Annotated in this window: 17 protein-coding genes; all 17 read right to left on the minus strand. The window is 56.6% G+C overall.

Annotation, left to right across the window (positions count from 1 at the left end):
* Positions 1-71 precede the first annotated feature (71 nt).
* Entirely contained in the window at positions 72-2,960 is a 2,889-nt protein-coding gene (locus tag ACFPB1_RS20090; protein WP_379227873.1) for an IPT/TIG domain-containing protein, read from the minus strand.
* A gap of 86 nt (positions 2,961-3,046) precedes the next feature.
* Positions 3,047-3,412, minus strand: a complete 366-nt coding sequence (locus tag ACFPB1_RS20095) for a hypothetical protein (RefSeq protein WP_379227874.1) — start codon at positions 3,410-3,412, stop codon at positions 3,047-3,049.
* Positions 3,409-3,798 carry a flagellar export chaperone FliS gene (gene fliS / locus ACFPB1_RS20100; protein WP_379227875.1) on the minus strand — a complete coding sequence of 130 codons (390 nt, stop codon included), beginning with the start codon at positions 3,796-3,798 and terminating at the stop codon, positions 3,409-3,411. Before fliS ends, ACFPB1_RS20095 begins: the two co-directional genes overlap by 4 nt.
* A gap of 9 nt (positions 3,799-3,807) precedes the next feature.
* Positions 3,808-4,161, minus strand: coding sequence for a flagellar protein FlaG (locus ACFPB1_RS20105; protein WP_379227876.1), 354 nt, complete (start codon positions 4,159-4,161; stop codon positions 3,808-3,810).
* Positions 4,162-4,174: 13 nt separating this feature from the next.
* Entirely contained in the window at positions 4,175-5,974 is a 1,800-nt protein-coding gene (gene fliD / locus ACFPB1_RS20110; protein ID WP_379227891.1) for a flagellar filament capping protein FliD, read from the minus strand.
* Positions 5,975-6,041: 67 nt separating this feature from the next.
* Entirely contained in the window at positions 6,042-7,103 is a 1,062-nt protein-coding gene (locus ACFPB1_RS20115) for a glycosyltransferase (protein WP_379227877.1), read from the minus strand.
* A 66-nt stretch (positions 7,104-7,169) separates the two neighbouring features.
* On the minus strand, positions 7,170-7,976 hold the full coding sequence (locus ACFPB1_RS20120) for a flagellin (protein ID WP_379227878.1): 807 nt from the start codon (positions 7,974-7,976) through the stop codon (positions 7,170-7,172).
* Between the two features lie 125 nt (positions 7,977-8,101).
* Positions 8,102-8,341, minus strand: coding sequence for a carbon storage regulator CsrA (gene csrA, locus ACFPB1_RS20125; protein WP_379227879.1), 240 nt, complete (start codon positions 8,339-8,341; stop codon positions 8,102-8,104).
* Positions 8,342-8,343: 2 nt separating this feature from the next.
* On the minus strand, positions 8,344-8,760 hold the full coding sequence (gene fliW / locus ACFPB1_RS20130) for a flagellar assembly protein FliW (protein WP_379227880.1): 417 nt from the start codon (positions 8,758-8,760) through the stop codon (positions 8,344-8,346).
* A 95-nt stretch (positions 8,761-8,855) separates the two neighbouring features.
* Positions 8,856-9,425 carry a DUF6470 family protein gene (locus ACFPB1_RS20135; RefSeq protein ID WP_379227881.1) on the minus strand — a complete coding sequence of 190 codons (570 nt, stop codon included), beginning with the start codon at positions 9,423-9,425 and terminating at the stop codon, positions 8,856-8,858.
* A gap of 37 nt (positions 9,426-9,462) precedes the next feature.
* Positions 9,463-10,359 carry a flagellar hook-associated protein FlgL gene (gene flgL, locus ACFPB1_RS20140; protein ID WP_379227882.1) on the minus strand — a complete coding sequence of 299 codons (897 nt, stop codon included), beginning with the start codon at positions 10,357-10,359 and terminating at the stop codon, positions 9,463-9,465.
* A 45-nt stretch (positions 10,360-10,404) separates the two neighbouring features.
* Positions 10,405-11,931 carry a flagellar hook-associated protein FlgK gene (flgK, locus tag ACFPB1_RS20145; protein ID WP_379227883.1) on the minus strand — a complete coding sequence of 509 codons (1,527 nt, stop codon included), beginning with the start codon at positions 11,929-11,931 and terminating at the stop codon, positions 10,405-10,407.
* 16 nt (positions 11,932-11,947) lie between these two features.
* A complete protein-coding gene (locus ACFPB1_RS20150; protein ID WP_379227884.1) occupies positions 11,948-12,451 on the minus strand; it encodes a flagellar protein FlgN in 504 nt (167 codons plus the stop codon).
* Positions 12,452-12,495: 44 nt separating this feature from the next.
* Positions 12,496-12,759 carry a flagellar biosynthesis anti-sigma factor FlgM gene (gene flgM, locus ACFPB1_RS20155; RefSeq protein WP_379227885.1) on the minus strand — a complete coding sequence of 88 codons (264 nt, stop codon included), beginning with the start codon at positions 12,757-12,759 and terminating at the stop codon, positions 12,496-12,498.
* Positions 12,760-12,875: 116 nt separating this feature from the next.
* Positions 12,876-13,283, minus strand: a complete 408-nt coding sequence (locus ACFPB1_RS20160) for a flagellar protein (protein ID WP_379227886.1) — start codon at positions 13,281-13,283, stop codon at positions 12,876-12,878.
* 158 nt (positions 13,284-13,441) lie between these two features.
* Positions 13,442-14,299 carry a ComF family protein gene (locus ACFPB1_RS20165; RefSeq protein WP_379227887.1) on the minus strand — a complete coding sequence of 286 codons (858 nt, stop codon included), beginning with the start codon at positions 14,297-14,299 and terminating at the stop codon, positions 13,442-13,444.
* Between the two features lie 7 nt (positions 14,300-14,306).
* Positions 14,307-15,497, minus strand: a 1,191-nt coding sequence (locus ACFPB1_RS20170) for a helicase-related protein (RefSeq protein ID WP_379227888.1), incomplete at its 5' end; no start/stop codon positions are given.

Below are 15,497 nucleotides of genomic sequence, written 5' to 3' on the forward strand. Positions count from 1 at the left end.
ATGAACAAAAAAAGCGCCTGTCGGCCGGGTCCTCCCCGGCCGACGGGCGCTTCTATCAATTTACGCTGGAATCAGCTGTACGTAAACGTCATGCTGTTGCTTTCTTGGCCATCCGCATTCACGACTTTGACCGCGACCGCGCCGGAACCGGCCGGGACGGTGACTTTTAAGCGAGCCGTGCTTACATACGTGATGGCGGCCTTTACGCCATCGAAATAAACGGCCGACTTATTATTAAAATTCTTGCCATCGATGTAAAAGACCAATCCGACCGGTCCGCTTGTCGAAGTCATGCTTGTGATCGACGGCGCCGGCGCTAACGGTCCATTGTCGTATGTGAACGTCGCGGATGCGCTTTGCCCGTTCGATAGCGTGACGACAAGCGGAACATCTCCCAGCGAAGGATTTGCGGGGACGGTTACTTTCAGTCTGTTCACGCTCACGAACTGCGTCTGGGCGCTGATGCCGTTAATTGTAACGGCCGCGCTCGAATCGAAGTTGGTGCCGTCCACATAGATAATATCGCCGCCGGCTTTGTTGCCGTGATTCGGTGACAGCGACGTGATCGCCGGCAAGACGGCCGTATATTCGAACCCTTGAACCAGCGTACCTGTTCCGCCGTCTACGTTGGTTACCGTGACGTCGACTTTGCCTGCGGCGGCAGCCGGCGGTGTCGTGACTTTCAATCGCGTGGCGCTGACGTAGGTACTGCTCACTGACGTCGTGCCGAACGTGACGGCAGCCCCCGACTTGAAGTTCGTACCGTCAATATACAGAATATCGCCGCCGGCCGTTTTGCCGGAATTCGGCGAAATCGCCGTAATGGTGATCGGCAGCACGACCGGAACCGTATATTCATAGCCTTGCGCCAGCACCGCCTCATTCGCATCGTTCGTCACTTTCACGTCGACTTTGCCTGGCGCATCGCCGGCCGGGATCGTGACCCGCAGCCTCGTTGCGTTAACGTACGTCGAGGCCGCTTCCTTTCCGCCGATCGTCACCAGGGATACGTTTCTTACGAAGTTGCTGCCGTCCACATAAACGATATCCCCGCCCGGTACCAATCCGCTGTTCGGCGTGATGGCAGTAATCGTCGGCACCGGATACTGAATGGCCGTATACGTATAACCTCCCGCCAACGTATACATCGCGCCCCCCGCATCGGCAACGGAAACGTCAACCGGTCCGGCCGCATCTCCGGCCGGAATCGTTACCTTCAAGCGCGTAGCCGAGACGAAAGTCGTCCCCGCTAGCTTGCCGCCAATGTAAGCCTTCATGCCGGATTTGAAATTGGACCCGTCTATATAGGAAATATCGCCGCCTGTCACAAGACCGGTATTCGGCGTAATGGTCGCAACGACGGGGTCCGTCTTCGGCGGTTCGTTATAGGTGTACCCACCTGCGACCGTCGTCGTCGTTCCGTCCGGATTGGTGAACGTCACGTCAACCGGTCCGGCGACGGCCGCTTTCGGCGCGGTTACCTTCAAATACCTCTCGTTCGAATAAAGCGATATCGGTGCCTGCAGTTTTCCGAAAAGCACCGTTGCGCCCGGCATGAAATAATTCCCTTGAACGATAACGGTATTGCCGCCATCCAATGGGCCGTTGTCCGGCGTCAGACTCGTAATGATGGGGTCCGTCTTATATTGATACGAAGCGGTGGCCGTTTGCGCATCTGGATTTTTGACGGTTACCGCAGCGATACCCTGTTTGCCGGCCGGGGCGGTTGCCGTCAAATGCGTCTCGCTGACGAATGTGACGCTCGCCGCGTTTTTCGCGCCGAATTGCACCGTGGCCCCGTTTACGAAATGATTGCCTTGAATTGTGACCGTTTCTCCGCCGTTTGGATGTCCATAAGGCTCGATAAGCGCGGTGATTTCGGGAGCCGGCAGCTTCACGACCAGGTTTGCGCCGGGAATGGACTTGCTTCTAGGCGCGCCCGCATAATCCTTGTACGTAATCACGGAATCGGAAGTGGAGACCGGGAATGTGCCGGCTTTCGTTTTGTTGACTGGCCGAATTTTATACGTGAACGAAAGCGAGCTGTTCTTCAGTTCGTTGAAGTCCCAGGTCAGCGTATTGCCGGTTATCGTGGGCTTCGGAATATTGTTGTCCGCCGATCCCGGAACGATCTCGAAATTCGGATCCACGACATCCGTCACCTTGACGTCAAATGCGCTTGCGAGCCCGATTTCCTTGACGATCGCGGCATAGATTTCGCTTAACCCAGTAGAACCAAGCACGAAGTGATGATGCGCGGCGGTCGTCGCCATTTCCTTCAAAAGTCCGTTCGGTCCGCTGGTATCGGGATTTTCGTTCGACTTCAGAAGCGCGATCGTATAGAAGACGATGCCGGCGTCCTTGGCCTCTTGCGCTTTTTGTTTGGCAAACCCGTAAGGATCGTTCTCCGGCACCGTAGCATCCCCGTCCGTCATAATGACAATGACGGGCTGCGCTTCCGGACGGTGATCCTGAAGCAGCACTTCGGCCGCCTGAATGGCATCGCCCGTTGCCGTCGAGCCATTCGCCCGAATGCCGTCAATATAGGCTTTGGCCGCGGTTATATCGGTCGTAAGCGGGTAGGAACCGATTTGGTCGGTCGAGGAATAGTCCACGACCCCTACCCGATGCTTCGTCATATCCATCAGGTCAATAAACCCTTTTGCCGCGTTTTTGGCGTTTTTCATCTTGTCTTCGCCATTGTTTTTGGAAGGATCCATGCTCCCCGATTTGTCGATGATAAGAATGACGTCGTTGGGCATGACGACGTTCACCGGAGGCGAGCCTGTTACGGTCAGCGTCACGTTCGCTTCCTCTTCCGTCGTAATCGCGGTTGGATTGATCTTCTTTGTCACGGTGACGTAATCGTTAACCGCCGCCTCGGTTTTTGGAACCACGAAGCTGCTGACCGCAATGACAATGGACAGCAGCAAGGCTAACCCGTTCTTCACGCTCTTCATTGGAACCCCTCCATAATGATTGGTCGATAAGCCCGGGACTTGTTTCTCTTTATGTGCCGGAGCTTGCCATGCTTGCCGCAGCTCCGCTACCGCTGCCTGTCGATGAAATAAGCCGAAGCGGTCGGCGACTCTACCAAATACGCGTCCCGCGCGCGTTTGCCGAACGAGATTCGTTGCCGCTGAAGCCGAAGTTCATCCTGAACCCGCCGCAGCTCCGGCACGAGCGCTTGTTCCATGGCCAGACAATCGGAGAGCAGTTGTTTCTCCGCCAAGCTGTAGGCGTTCCCCCGAACCGCCATGCATTGCTCGATTTCACTTCGGATGATAGCTTGTCTATTCTGCAACTCGAGGAGCACCCCGTCATGGGCTGCTTGATCCAAGTCCAACTGGGCGATCGCCGCTCCCGTCCGTCTCAGCTCCTCCAGCAGTTGTTCGACGTCGGGCCGGCTCATAGCGTCAGCATCCTATCGGATTGCTTCAGGCTTTTTAACGCTTCCGCCCATGTATCCCTTAATTCGGTGACCAACCGGATGCAATCTTCCGCCGCTTGCCGGTTCAGCTTGACGTTCGCTTCCTGCAGCCGGTTCCGGATAAAGGCGTATAAGTCGAATAAGTTGGATGAAATCTCGTATTCCATCTTTAACGTCGACTGCAATTCTTCAATAATATCCTGGGCTCGCATGAAATTGGCGTGCTTGGCATGAATGTCCTGCCGTTCCATGCAAACGACGGCCTGCTTAATGAAGCGAATGCATCCGTTGTACAGCATCAGCGTCAATTCTCCAGGGGAGCTTGTCTGCACCTGCGTAGTTAAATAATGATTCTGGGCCTGCAACATATCGACACCTCACCCCTTCTCGTCGATAATGGCGCCGACGGTTAGTTCCTGAAGCTTCTCAATCAAATCGATAAACTTCTCGGACGGCACCTCGTGCAGCACTTCGTGCGTGTCCTTGTTCAATACTTGAACGATGATGTCTCCCGTCGATTCATGCACCTTGTATTTGAATTCATGCGGCGTCCCCTGCACCGCTTTATTCGCCTTATTGATTGAATCCACCAATGCCTTCTCGCTGACGGAAAGAGCCTCGGTTTTAGACTTTTCTTTAAGCGCAAAATACTCGCCGCTCACCCTAATCGGTGCCATGCTCGGTTTGGGCGCAGAAACCGGAATCTGCGGCAAATTGGACTGAATATCCATCCTTCTGCTCTCCTTAGCCTAATTGTTGAGAAAGCCACGACAATTGCGCATTGCCGTTCGCGACGGCCTGCTCCATCGCCGAGAAACGACGGTAGTAATCGTCTTCTTTCTTATTGAGCTTGTCGTTGAACGCGTTGATTTTCGCTTCCAAGTCGACGATCTGCTTGCCGAGCGCCGTCGTTAGATCGGCCTCCGAGCCGTTGACGCGGCCTGCTTCCTTCATCAGACTGCTCAGCAGGTTATCGACGCGATTATACATCGTGACGGCAATCCCTTCCTGGCTCTCGTAGCCCGGATTATTGGTGAATAGCTTGTTGACAGCATCCGGATTCTTGGAAATCGCGTCCGTCAGTTTGGCTTCGTCGATTTGCAGCTTGCCCGCGTCCGCCGGCTGGCCCTTCGTATAAGGCAAGGTCGTAAGGCCGACCTCGGAAAGCGTGTCGTAGGCGCTGTCCAGACCGGGGACGCTTTTGCTGAACAGCTCCCGCAAGGAAGACTTGACCTCCCGAAGGATCGGAGAGTTGCTGAGCAGGCCTGTTTTTACTTTGGCCTCCCAGTTTGCGATGTCCGTATCCTTCATGGCGCTCTTCTGATCGTCCGTCAGCGGATCGTAGCCCCGCTGGTGCTGCTCCGACAACCGCGTGTTGACAAGCTCGATCATATCGTTGTAAGCGGAAACGAATTTCTTGATTTTATCCACGACGCCGGAGGGATCCCCTGCGACCGAGACGTTGACGGGAGCCGTTGTCACGCGATTGAATACGAGCGTTGCTCCGTCGCTTGTCGTGACCGTGTTCTTATCGCTCGTCTGGCTGATCCCGTCGATGGTGTAGACGGCATCCTTGCCTTGCGACGAGGCGTCGCCGATACCGATGGCGGCCAAGAAATTCCCGCTCGTATCCGACGTCGATACTTGGGCGGACGCGCCGATTGACCTGGTCTTCAGGATGAATTGATCCTTCGCGGCGTCGTAATTCATCGTCGCGTTAGCCGACGAGGAATTCACCTTATTCATGATGCTCTGGAGGGTATCCGTTGCGTCGTACGAGATCGTAACGGGGGTGCCGCCGTTGCCGGTAATCGTGAAGCTGCCCGGGAACGCAATGTTCGTGCTCAATTTGCCCGAATCGGCGAGACTCTGAAGCGTAGCCGAAGTGTTAAAGCGATAGGATTGGCCATCCGTGAAGCCGAGCGCGCCTAAAGCGCCGTTGCTTGCATTGACGATGAGCTGCGGCGTGTAGCCGCCCTTCGCGGCAGGCGTAAGCGATAATGCGCCTCCGCTGTTGCCGACGGTGACCGTTCCGGCACCGAATGACTTATCGATTTGCTTCTGAAGCTCCGCCTGCAGTCCCGCGCTGTCGTATACGCCGTCGGGCAGCGTGATCGTCTTTGCGGAGTTGTCGACTGTCAAGATAAACTTGTTATTGCTCGAATCGATTGTCGCGCCGGATACCGCCGTACCGGTCAGTCCGAAATTCGTGACTCCCTTGCTGCCCGAAATGACCGCGCCTTCCGCCAATCCGGTTACTTCTACCGTATGATTGCTCGGCGCCGTCGAGGAGCCGGGGTTTACGGACACGTCCGCCGAGGAAGAGGTCGCCTTAAACCCTGTCATTTGGCTGCTGTACCGGATATTGTTCAGCGCGTCCCGCAGCGCAGCCATCTTCGTGTTCACTTCCCGGTATAGCTGGGTCTGATAGGTCAGCAGCTGCTTCTTCTGGCGAAGCTTGTCCTGGGGGATCCGTTCCGCCTTCATCAGGTCGCTGACCATTTTGTCGATATCCATCCCCGAAGCCATACCCGTAATCCGCATCACCAACGCAATCACTCCTTCAAGTGTCCTTGATTACTATTTATATCGATTGTTCGACAGCGATTGATTAGTTTTTTGGGGAAAGTTGCCGTAACCTCGACGAAGACGGTTCAAAGCCCCATTGAGATCCGATCCCGTAAAAATGCGCAGCTTCCTGAAGACGACCCGTCAATTCATAGAACACGCCCAGATTATGCGCCGATCTGAAGCTGCCCGTGCCCGGAACGGTTGTATACCTCTCCGTTTCCCCGATTTCAAGCGCTCGTTTGAAGTACCGCTCGATCCTGCCCAAGTCGCCCGTATCCATCGCAAGCATGCCGATCAAGAACGGCAGGTCGGGATACTGGGGATACAATTCGAGAAAAGGTTCCAGCATCTCGATTGCCTGCGAACTGAATGTTAAGCGCTGCAGCGTGTACCCTAGCGTCACGAGCATCGCCGGGTAATACAGCCGGTCGTATTGTTCTAGGGAAACGCAAGCCGCGAGCGGCTCGTAGGCCTCAGCGAACCGATCCGAGGAATAGTAGAGCTTGCCTAGCTGGTAGAGCATATAGCCGTCGTTCGGTTCTTCCTTCAGGACGCTTTGATAGAGTCGAAGGTAGCGCTCGAATTTATCGCTGCTCTTATACTGCGCTTCGAGATAGCCGTAGTGCTCGATAATAAGTTCACTATGCACCGCTTCTGCCAAATCTTGCGCGAAATAAAGCTGTTCATGCACTTTGCCACCGAAACGATAGCCGGCATGATTAGGGAAAAAACGGACGACGCGGTGACGGGTGGGCTCCTTGTCGGACCAATTCAAAATCCCGACCGTGGCCGCGCGATCCGGAAACCGTCTCACATGCTCTTGCAGCTTTATTTCCGCATGATCCGGCAAACGTTCGTCGGCATCCATGATCAGGATATAATCGCCAGTCGCCCGGGCGATAGACGCGTTTCGCGCATCCGCGAAGTCGTCCTGCCATTCGTGCGCATACACGCCCTCGGCATAACGTTTTGCGATTTCGACCGTACGGTCGGTCGACCCCGTGTCCGTGACGATGATTTCGAATGAGGACGGGATGCTTGATAGGGCGCGTTCTAGCTGTTTCTCTTCATTCTTCACGATCAAACATACGCTGATCTTCATTCATCATTCACCTCGTCATAGAAAAAAAGAGGCCCGCCAAAATCGGGGGCCTCTGCTTCTGGTTGATTAACGGAGCAGTTGCAGTACGCCTTGCGGAGCTTGGTTCGCTTGAGCCAGCATCGCCGTGGAAGCTTGCTGCAGGATGTTGAATTTCGTGTAATTCATCATTTCTTTAGCCATGTCCGTGTCGCGGATACGCGATTCCGCGGCTTGCAGGTTCTCGGAGTTGACACCGACGTTGTTGTAGACGTGCTCCAGTTGGTTTTGGTATGCGCCCAGCGTGGAACGAGCCGTATTAACCGTTTCGATTGCCTGATCAACCAAACCGCCTTCAGTTACGGCGCCGGCTGCGTCCGTCAATCCAGTCAGACCCAGGGTGCTGATATCGATCGTGGCGAAATCGACGACCACTTGGTCGGCTGCGTTGCCGCCTGTTTGAATCGTGATGTTACCGCCCGATCCGTCAAGCAGCGTGATGCCGTTGAATTTAAAGTTCGTTGCAATGTCCGTAATGGCCGTGTTCAGCTTTTGGTACTCGGTGTCCATAGCCGCGATGTCGGTTGCGTTGTACGTACCGTTGGAAGCTTGAACCGACAGTTCTTTCATGCGCGTCAGCATGTCGGACACTTCGTTCATCGCGCCTTCAGCCGCTTGAACCATGGAGATGCCGTCTTGCGCGTTGCGCATGCCTTGGTTCATCGATTTGATTTGGGAACGCATTTTCTCGGAGATCGAGAGGCCTGCAGCGTCGTCGGCAGCGCGGTTAATCCGGTAGCCGGAAGACAGCTTTTCGCTGGACTTGCCTTGTTGGATGTTGTTGAACACCAGATTGCGGTGCGAGTTCATCGCATTGAGGTTGTGGTTGATAATCATTGCTTTTCCTCCTTGAAATGTTGAGTTCCACTTCCTTGTGGAGCAGGGCGTTTCGCCCTACATGATCTATATCGGAGGTCGCACGTGCTTTCTTAATAGCCCATGAGGGAAATTTTCGTGCGATCTCATCTTTTATCGCGTTGTCCGGCTTGCCATTCCCGAAGCAGCTGTACGTCCTCTTGAGAAACCAGCGCGTGTTGATTGGTTTCTCTGACTTCTTCGAGCACCTCTTTGCGCAAGATATTCATTTCGCGCGGCGCCTTGATGCCGATTTTCACCTGGTCGCCCTCAATGGCGGTAATCATGATTTCGATATCCGATTGAATGACGATCGATTGCCCCTTCTTGCGGCTCAGAATTAGCACTGCTATTCCCCCCTATCCTGCAAAGGCGGGAATAAAGGCGTATTGACGGCATAAGCCGATCCGTTCAAGATCAACTGCTTGCCCTTGCCGGTCCTAATATTGCAAACGAGCGGCGCCAGCAAATTCAGCGTCGACCGATAAAACGGCTTGCGCAGCGTCACGATGGAGAGGACGAGCACGTCGTCCGGCCGATCGACGGACAGCTCGTTCTTCAAATCGTCGCCCAACTGAAACTCATATTCCTTGCATACTTCGAACGGAGAAACCACGATATACTCGATGCTTTCCTCCTCCAAGCTGCGCAGCCGATAGAACGGACTGTTCGGCTCCATCTCCGCCAATGCAAAACGGCTTAATTGCTCGAACCCGACGATGCTGCCGCCGAAATCGAACGCGCTATAGCCAACAGAATCCTCCACGATGCATAACCTCCCGTAGTCAACCTTGCGTTCTACCGCCATTCCGGCGTGGCCCGCATGAAAAATAAATGCTATAGCTTTCGCTATAGCAACGTTCATTTATACAAGTCATACGTCGACACCTCGATGTCGATGCTGTTCTTCTGCCTGAGATAAATATCCAGCTTGCCGCGCTCCGCGTGGATTTCGGGCTTACGAGGCTCATAACGGATATGGACAGGCGACGCTTCGATGCGCGTGGATGTCTCTCCGGGGGTATAGCTCAGTTTCACGTTGTCGTAATCGGGCTTTATCGTCTGATAGTCCACCAAATTCGAACGATAATACACTTGCCTCGCCAAGTCCGCGAAGGCGTTACGCGGATTCGCAAGGTCGGCCAACCGTTTGCCTTCTTCCACCTTCTGGGCGAGCTGCTGCAAGAACACCGATTTCATCTGGCTGTAGACGGCCGAGCTCCACTCCAAGTTCGGGCCTTTCCCAAGCGCATGCCAGGCCTGCGAAGAATCAACCTCCAACCTTCCCGAAACGGACTGAAAATCCATCTTCGCGGCAGGCTGCTCGATCTGCTGATCGCCGCGCGGCGACGTCATTTCTTGCTTCGCGGGACCCGACTCGATCCCGATCGCGGCGTAGGTCTGTCTGATGGACAACCGCAAATCATTCAATTCGCAAGCGCCTCCCTCCGGAACCGGCAGTCCACGGTTATCTCAGGTAATCGACGAGCGTTTGTTGAATGACCTTCGCCCCCGTCGACAACGACGCTTGGTAAACCGCTTCATCTTGATTGTACTTCATGATGGTTTCCGCCATATCGGCGTCTTCCGTCTTGCTCATGAGGCTGGTCAGGTTATAATTCAAGTCCTGCAAGCGCGAATCGATCAAATCCACGCGGTTAGAGCGGGCCCCTACCTCCGAACGAACGTTGGTCAACTTGTCGAAGCGCGAATTCAGAGCGTCGTAGGCCGTACTTAAAGCCCCTTTATTGTTGGTCGCGAGCGCGTTTTGGATATCCTTCAGCACCTTGAACAGATTATCGGAATCCGTTGAAGCGCCAAACACTTCGTTGCCGGTAATGTTCGTCGGAATCGTAACGCCTGAAGCGAATTTAACGTAAACGCTCTGGGTGTCCGTATCCTGATTCGCGGCATTGGCGGAGTCGTACGGCTGCTTGTCCGTGAACTGCCCGTTGAACGTATATTTGCCATTCAGTGTGTCATTGCCCGCCGCAATGGCCTGTTCGTAAATCTGCGCCACTTCGATGCCGATGGCATCAAGCGCGGATTGCGGATTGGTTCCGTTCAGCGCCTGCACGGCAAGCTCTTGCACGCGTTGAATCATGTCGTTCACCTGGCCCAGCACGGAGTCGGTATGGCTGAGCTGCGCTTGAGCCTGGGACACGTTTTTGTCGTACTGCTCGTTCATGGACAATTCGCTGCGATAGCGGAGCGAATACGTCGTGCCCGTCGGATCGTCCGAAGGCTTATTCAGCTTTCTTCCCGTAGAAAGCATGTTTTGTTCGAGCGATAGCCGCGAAAGATTATTGTTTACGTTGCGCATTAAGTTGTTATGCATCATGCCCGGGGTTACGCGAAGTGCCATCCTGTATCCTCCTGACTCCTGGTCTTATTCAATCATTCGTGATTGTTATCTGCCTACGACGCCCATGCCGTTAATGACTTTGTCGAGCGTCTCGTCGAGCGTGGTCATGAACCGCGCCGCCGCGGAATACGCGTGCTGGAATTTGATCAAATCGGACATCTCCTCATCGAGCGACACCCCGCTGACGGACTGCCGGCTGGAATCGACTTGCGTGGCGATGTCTTTCTGGTTGGACGCTTGACGATCCGCTTCCTGCGCTTGCACGCCGAGCTGCCCGATTAACGCAGCGTAATAATCGTCGATCGTGCCCGTCGTGATCCCGTTGCCGCTGGACGTCGGCATAAACATAAAGGAAGTGTCTTTCAAGCCGGCCATCAAATTCGCCAGCGCGTTGTTTCCTTTAACGGTCTCGGTGACGCCGCCCGTCGTCGCGATGCGCAAGGAAGTCGCGATCTGCATCGGATCGCTCGCGATCGCGCCGCTCAAACGGATGTTGCCGGCATCGATGTTGCCGGAACCGTCGGACGCCACGAAAAAGTCTCCCCCGAGCGTCGGAGGCGTGGTGAACAGATAGCCAAGCTTATGCAGTCCGTTCAGCCCTTTCACGGTTACGGTCTGGTCGGCGTTCAGGGTCACTCCGTTATAAGTAGATCCGGCCGGCAAGGTAACGGTAATATCGCCGTTCGCGAGCGTGTTCGCCATGGCGTTCAATTGATCTTTGTAGTCGGATACGTACCTGTCCCGCGAGACAATGAGTCCTGCCGCTTCCCCGCCGGTCAATCCCCCCGCGCTAAATTCCGCCTCGAGCGTGCCGCCCGTGATCTCGGAGGCTTGATCCGCGTTCACGAGCGTCGTGCCGCCCAAAGTAATCGTGTAGCCATCGGACGCATTCACGACTCTGACGTTCGCGATGAGGGATAACTGGTCTACGAGCAGGTCCCGCTGATCCCGAAGGTCGTTCGGATCGTCGCCGTAAGCCTCCAGACGTTTGATTTCGCCGTTCAATGCAGCGATCGACGCGGTAATCGAATTCATTTGATCCGCTTTCATGCCGATGCTGGTCGTCAAATCCTGGCTCAAGCTATCCAACTGCCCACTTATTTCGTTAAAGGCATCGACGAGGGCCATAGCATTTTCGCGCACGATCTTGCGCCCCGTAATGCTCTCCGGATCCTTGCCGAGGTCCGTCCAGGATTTCCAGAAGTTATCCAATACCGTACGGAGACCGGCGTCTGACGGCTCGTTGAATATTGTTTCAAGCTTGTTTAGCGTATCGGACTGCACGTTCCAATTGCCTAGTCCGAAGCTGGCGTTCCGGAACTGGTCGTCCAGAAAGTTCTCCCGGATGCGCGTGATCGACGTAAATTCGACCCCCGTGCCCAGCTGGCCCGGAATATTGCTGCGCATGGCGCCGGGCGCTTCGATCGGCCGGGACGCAACCATATTCACGCGCTGTCTTGAATAACCCGGCGTGCTCGCGTTGGCGATGTTATGGCCAGCCGTATTGAGGTTCGCCTGTTCCGTAAAAAGCGCCCGCTTCGCCGTTTCAATGCCGAGAAACGTGGACCTCATACTTGATTTCTCTCCTTTATCGTTGCGAGTTGTAAACTCCGAATCGAGACGCGTTCCAAGGAGCGTGCTGCGGATGGCTGTACGTCAAGCTCTCGTCGACCGGCGAGACGAAGATATCGATGGAGAACCGGATGAAATCGAGCGATTGTCGGATCAGCTCTTGGTTGTGCGCCGTGACCTGTTTTAATTCCTGCAGCAATTCGCTCAGCCGGACGTGCTGATTCTGAAGGGCAATGCGATGCTCCGCGTCGAAAACGACCGCGATCAGCTGTTTGAGCGTCACCTTGCGGAAAAACGCGCGGCCTGAAATGGCCGACATCATGCGGGAGGATTCTGTCGTGCGCTGGCTCTCCAACTCCCTGATTTCATTAACCAGCTTCATTTCGGAGCGGATAACGGCGTTCAGGGCGTTCAAATCGTTACGAATAATGGACTGCGTCTTTTCTTTGCTGACGACAAGCAGCCGTTCGTGCGCGACGATTAACCGATCCAGCAACTCTATAATAATAGCGGTTTCCATATTGGTCTGATCACCCGCATTCGTGGAGGTTAACGGCCATAGGCCTATTTAATAAACGGAAACAGCTTCTCCGCGATTTTCTTGGCGTCCACGAAGTACGTGCCCGTTTGAACCTGCTGCTTCAAATCAGCTACTTGCTGCGCGCGTTCCTGCTGGCTCCGGTTCACGTTCATTTGCATTTCAAGCGCTTCCTTGGAGATTTGCACGTTATCCAGCTTATTCTTGCGGACCGCCTTCGTTTCATGCTGCCCTGGGTTCCGGTGATAAGGATTGACCGCCCCGATGCGTCCTGTTTCGTTGATTTTCATATCATCACCTCTTCGTTAATGCTTCCCCAATAAAAGAAACCGATAATCAATTACTTGTATTATCGGTTTCGTTCTGTTCGATTTTTAGAGAACGGCGCGATATTTGAAGCAGCCGCTCATTTGTCTCTGGAACTCAGCATCCGGTAACCGGATTTCGCCGCGCTGGACGCTGCGCCCGCCTTGTTTTCATTCGGCTTCAGTCTGCCGAATTCCGCCTCGAGGCGCATCCTGCATTCCTCGCAAACCTTGCCTGCGCGAATCGGTTTGCCGCACATTTCGCAGTCGAATGCCAAATTGGGAGCATCCTGCAAGGAAATGCGGCCTTCCCTGATAAACTTGGTGATTTGCTTGACGGATACCGAAACGGCCTCCGAGAGTTCCTGAATGTTCACCTCTCGGTTCTTGCGCAAATAATCCGCGCATCTCGCGTATTCCTCATCGATCTCTTTCACGCAAGTCTGGCAAACGTCCTGTATAAACTTGGCAAATAGTTTCCCGCATCGCGGACAATTGTCGAGATTCATCTGGATTCGCCCCATTCTCAGATACTGATCGAGCCCGGTGTCGTTCGGCGCGTCCTGTCGCTCTCTTGTTATTCTACATTCAATTCTAGCGTCTTGCCATGGTTTTATCGAAAAGGCGATCGACTTCGCGACATCGAAGTGCACGAAGCCTCAGCGGCTTAGGAACGCGCCAGCGTGAGCACGTAAATCTCGGCCCCCTGCGCGCATACGCCATCGTTCGCGGCAACGCCCGACGCGATGGCTTGCGCGCACGCGTTCACCGTGCTCCCCGTTGTATACACGTCATCGATCAGCAGCAGGCGAATCGGGAGATTCGCCGAGGAGGCCGGCGGACAGGAAGAGGCTCGCGCCGCGCGCAACCGCATAACGAGTTCTGCCATGCTCGCAACCGCGGCGGCGTCGGCCTCGAATAACCCGCGGGTATCGCGCAGACGGGCACCGCGCGTCTTATGGCTTTGCTTCTCGCTATGACGCGTACGCCTCAGAATATCGAAGCATGGAAGACTTTGCCCGCTCGCCACATATTCCGCCAGGCGCGCCGCCTGATTGAATCCTCGTTCCATCAGGCGCTCCCCGCTTACGGGCACAGGCACAATTCCGTCGAAGGCCATCCCTCGTTGATGCCGCGACATCTCCGCCTGCATGGCATGGCAAGCCGCGTTCAGCATTTCGCCCAGCACCGGCTCGAGCGCCTCGTGACCGCTGTACTTGTACAGCGCGATCCATTCCCGGATCGTCGCGTCGTACCGGACGGCCGACCGGTTCGCGACGAACGCCGTCCGCGTCCGGCGCACGCAGTCGGGGCACCGTTCCGGCCGGCCGCATACGGGGCAGTACACCCGGGCGATCCATGGGATGGACCGGATGCACCGCTTGCACAAGGAGCTTAGCGCTCCCTGCCCTCCCGGCTCGCAGCGGGCTCCGCAAACGACGCAGCCGCTTCCGCCGGCGGCCAGCAAAGAGGTGAACAGCGGGAAGGCTTTGCGGATCGACTGCCACAGCTCGCTAATCGTCACGGCTCGCTCACCGCCCTTCCCCATCGAGCAAGTACCCGCGGCGCCGGGCGATGCGGTTCATGCTCCGAATCTGGGCGATGGCCGTCTGTTGGGCGCGCGTGCGCTCCGGCGCGCAAAAGTAGACGCGCCCCGCGGGATCGTCCTTCGACCTGCCGGCGCGGCCGGCCATCTGGATGAGCGAGGCGTCGTCGAACAGCTTGCCGTCCGCGTCGAGAATGAACACGTCGCTCTTCGGCACGGTGACGCCCCGCTCCAGGATGGTTGTCGTGACGAGCAGCCGGATGGCGCGGGCCCTGAATTGCCGCACCTTCTCCGCGCGGTCGGGGTCCTGCGACGACGTGCCCGCGACGGAGACGGACGGGAACGCGCGCCGCAGCCGCGCGACGAGCGGCTCGACGTCGCGGATCTGCTGGACGAACACGAACAGCTGCGCGCCGCGCTCGAGCGACCGCCCAAGCGCGGCGGCCAAGGTCCGCGGAATGCCGCGCAGCAGCAGCTTCCGCACGGGCGGGATGCGGAGCAGCGCCGGCACGGGCAGCGGATGCCGGTGAAACCGCACGGGCACCCGCACATGCGCCAGCCGGCCGAGCCTGGCCTCCAAGCGGAGCGATGCCGGCGGCGTCGCCGACAGCAGCACGTGGGCGCCGTGCGGCGCACGAACGCGCTCGGCGGCGAAGTGCAGCATCGGATCGCCGTGATACGGGAACGCGTCGATCTCGTCGACGATGACCAGCTCGAAGCCTTCGCAGAAGCGGAACAGCTGATGCGTCGTGGCCAGCGTGATGTCGCCCTGCTCCCAGCGCTGCTCGCTGCCGCCGTAGAGCGTGACGACGGCCGCGTTCGGAAACGCCTTGCGGATCCGCGGGTCCAGCTCGAGCACGACGTCCCGCCGGGGCGTCGCGATGAGCGCCCGTCCGCCCCGGGCGAGGCAGGACTCGACCAGCGGGAAGATCATTTCCGTCTTGCCCGCGCCCGTCACCGCCCAAAGCAGAAACCGGCGGCGCTTCGATGCGCGCTTGCCGGGAGGCGCGTTGATGTAGGCGAGCGCCGCGGAGGCCGCCGCCGTCTGGGCCGGGCTGAGGCCCCAGGCGGCCAGGTTCGGGGCGGGCGGGTGCGGCGGCCCGGCGGGCGCTTGGGCCTCGCCGGGCGAGGCCGCCGGCGGGCGCGAGCCCGGGGGCTGCGCGGGCGCGGGCGGGTG

The organism is Paenibacillus sp. GCM10023250 (assembly GCF_042653205.1).
GTDB lineage: Bacteria > Bacillota > Bacilli > Paenibacillales > Paenibacillaceae > Paenibacillus_Z.

Coding starts and splice junctions, on each gene's coding strand:
- ACFPB1_RS20090 (WP_379227873.1), bottom strand. CDS start 2,960: ATGAAGAGCGTGAAGAACGGGTTAGCCTTGCTGCTGTCCATTGTCATT.
- ACFPB1_RS20095 (WP_379227874.1), bottom strand. CDS start 3,412: ATGAGCCGGCCCGACGTCGAACAACTGCTGGAGGAGCTGAGACGGACG.
- fliS (WP_379227875.1), bottom strand. CDS start 3,798: ATGTTGCAGGCCCAGAATCATTATTTAACTACGCAGGTGCAGACAAGC.
- ACFPB1_RS20105 (WP_379227876.1), bottom strand. CDS start 4,161: ATGGATATTCAGTCCAATTTGCCGCAGATTCCGGTTTCTGCGCCCAAA.
- fliD (WP_379227891.1), bottom strand. CDS start 5,974: ATGCGGATTACGGGTATGGCTTCGGGGATGGATATCGACAAAATGGTC.
- ACFPB1_RS20115 (WP_379227877.1), bottom strand. CDS start 7,103: ATGAAGATCAGCGTATGTTTGATCGTGAAGAATGAAGAGAAACAGCTA.
- ACFPB1_RS20120 (WP_379227878.1), bottom strand. CDS start 7,976: ATGATTATCAACCACAACCTCAATGCGATGAACTCGCACCGCAATCTG.
- flgL (WP_379227882.1), bottom strand. CDS start 10,359: ATGGCACTTCGCGTAACCCCGGGCATGATGCATAACAACTTAATGCGC.
- flgK (WP_379227883.1), bottom strand. CDS start 11,931: ATGAGGTCCACGTTTCTCGGCATTGAAACGGCGAAGCGGGCGCTTTTT.
- ACFPB1_RS20150 (WP_379227884.1), bottom strand. CDS start 12,451: ATGGAAACCGCTATTATTATAGAGTTGCTGGATCGGTTAATCGTCGCG.
- flgM (WP_379227885.1), bottom strand. CDS start 12,759: ATGAAAATCAACGAAACAGGACGCATCGGGGCGGTCAATCCTTATCAC.
- ACFPB1_RS20160 (WP_379227886.1), bottom strand. CDS start 13,283: ATGAATCTCGACAATTGTCCGCGATGCGGGAAACTATTTGCCAAGTTT.